We start from the raw sequence: 2397 nt of genomic DNA, 5'->3' as shown, positions 1-2397 counted from the left end.
GACGGCCAGTGGGCTGTGGCGTACGAGATCACGGTCTCCAACACCAGCGATGGGGAGGCCACCTACAACCTGGACGATGAGTTCAAGTTCTCCCCGAACGTCTCGGTTGTCTCGGTGGACCCGGTCACCGCTGATCCGTCGAACCTCGAGGTCAACCCCGGGTTCGATGGTGCGTCCGACACCCGGATCGCGACGGGCCAGAAGATCCTGGACCCGGCCGATCCGGAGTACACGGCCCACGTCTACACCGTGTCCGTGCTGGTAGACGTTCCGCTCAGCTTCGGCGACCTCGAAGGTGGCCTGGATCAGACGGAGTGCACCGACGGCGAGGACGTCAACGAGAACGAGGAGGCTCTGAACAACGTCTCGACGCTCACGGTCGGCGACGAGGAACAGCTGGACGACGCGTGCGCCCCGCTGCCCTCGATCGAGATCACCAAGACGGCCGGCGACGTCACCACCGACGACGACGGCACCGGTACGATCAGCTACGAGGTGGTCGTGACCAATGAGGGTGCCGCCTCCGGCGAGTACGACCTCTACGACCAGCTCCGCTACGGCGACGGGATCACCGTGGTCTCCTCTGAGGTGACCAACAGGGTTCCCGGCGACGTGGAGGTCGAAGACGCGTGGACCGGCCTTGGGGCCGAGAAGCGGTCCGAGGAGAACCTGGTCACCGCCGACGTGGCTATCGGTGCGGACGGCTCGCACACCTACCAGGTGGACGTGGCGTTCGAGCTCGACGGCGACAACCCGCCGGCCGAGACGGACCTGGAGTGCCTGGAGAACCCGGGCGACGGGGACCGTGGCGGCCTGCTCAACGGTGCGATCGTCGTGCACAACGACCTCGACGACGAGGACGACGCGTGCAAGCCGATCACGCCGGAGGTCGACATCTCCAAGACGGTGGTGATGGTCCGCGACGACGAGGACGGGAAGTACACCATCACCTACGACGTGGTGGTGACCAACGTCGGCGCCGTCAAGGACGTCTACACCTTGGAGGACGAGTTCCGCTTCGGTGAAGGCATCGTCATCACCGAGACGGCCGTCGTCGAGACGAGTCCGGCGAGCCTCGAGGTCAACGAGAGCTGGGACGGCTCCAGCGACCTGGTGATCATCACCGACCAGCCGATCGGCGTGGGCAAGAGCCACACGTATCGGGTGGGAGCGAAGGTCACCGTGCCGTCGTCCGTGGACGAGCACCCGAGCGCATACGAGTGCGAGCCTGTCGACGGCGACGCGGACGGAAGCGGGTTCCTCAACACCGCGACCGTCACCGGTCTGACGAACACGGCAGCGGACGACGACTGCGACACACCGGAGACGCCGGGGACGCCGCAGGAGCCGGAGACTCCGGAGAACCCAGAGTCGCCGCAGTCGCCGCCGGACGACCCGGACCTGCCGGACACCGGTGCGCAGATCGCTCTGTACGCAGGGATCGCGCTGCTGTTGCTCGGGACCGGTGTGCTCCTGATCGTCGCCCGTCGCCGGAACACTCCGGGTACGGGGATCGGCGTGGAGTAACGACAAGGAGGTGACACGTTCCACCCGTGGAGCCGGGCGGTGGGGTAGACCCGCCGCCCGGCTTCCGGCGTGGGGTGTGGCGGGGAAGGGGAGCTCCCGGCCTTGGCGGTGCGGTAAGGGGCCGGTGGGGAGGGCACGTTCTTCTCCTTCTCACGCGGTCGGCGGCCGGCTTGAACGAGCTGGTCGCGTGTAGCTGCCGCCGACCGAAGATCAGTCGAAGAATGTGTCCTCCCCACCTTTGCGTTCCGCCGTGCGTCGGCCGGGAGCTTTCCGCTGCGCCTTGTGGATTGGGTGGGGTTCGGGCCGGGAGCTTTCGTCATCGCCTTTGTCACGCGGCGAAGCCAAGCAAGAACGAGAACGACTGAGAGAGGACATGGATATGAGCTGTGGTCGTGTGCTGACAGGGGCAGCGATCGGTGGTGCGTTGTTGCTGGTGCCGACTCTGGGCGCGTGTTCCGGGGGCGATTCGGAGGCGGATGCGGCGCGTGTCGTGGAGGAGTTCGCGGACGCGGTGGCCGCGGAGGATGTGGTGGCGCTCTGTGCGGTGAGTGCTGTCGCGGAGCGGCCGGCGTCCGAGGACTCGGGTGCTGCCTCTGTGTGCGAAGACGTACTCGCGCCGATGATCCTGGAGAACTCGGCGGAGGTCAAAGCCGCCCTCGATGAGGAAACCGCGCCGGTAGTGACCGTCGATGGGTCGCAGGGCTCGGCCGAACTCGACGGTGTGAGCACCCCGTTCAGCATGGTGGAGGTGGATGACGAGTGGTTCGTCGTCGTGGGGTGAGTGCTCGCGCTCGTGGCCGGGCGCGGATGCGCGCTGTGCGGTGGCGAGCGGCAGGCGTGGCGAGCGTGGCGGTGGCGGCGTTGACGCTC

Annotated in this window: 2 protein-coding genes; both read left to right on the top strand. The window is 67.2% G+C overall.

Features of this window, described 5'->3' with window-relative positions; all coding sequences use genetic code 11:
• On the top strand, positions 1-1527 hold a 1527-nt coding region (locus tag ELR45_RS16585), incomplete at its 5' end, for an LPXTG cell wall anchor domain-containing protein (RefSeq protein ID WP_165367836.1).
• Between the two features lie 379 nt (positions 1528-1906).
• On the top strand, positions 1907-2308 hold the full coding sequence (locus ELR45_RS16580) for a hypothetical protein (RefSeq protein ID WP_129667404.1): 402 nt from the start codon (positions 1907-1909) through the stop codon (positions 2306-2308).
• The last annotated feature ends 89 nt before the right edge of the window (positions 2309-2397 follow it).

The organism is Phytoactinopolyspora endophytica (genome assembly GCF_004138495.1).
Taxonomy (GTDB): Bacteria; Actinomycetota; Actinomycetes; order Jiangellales; family Jiangellaceae; genus Phytoactinopolyspora; species Phytoactinopolyspora endophytica.
The sequence above is the reverse complement of the archived record's forward strand: the minus strand, read 5'-3'. Positions and strand labels throughout refer to the sequence as shown.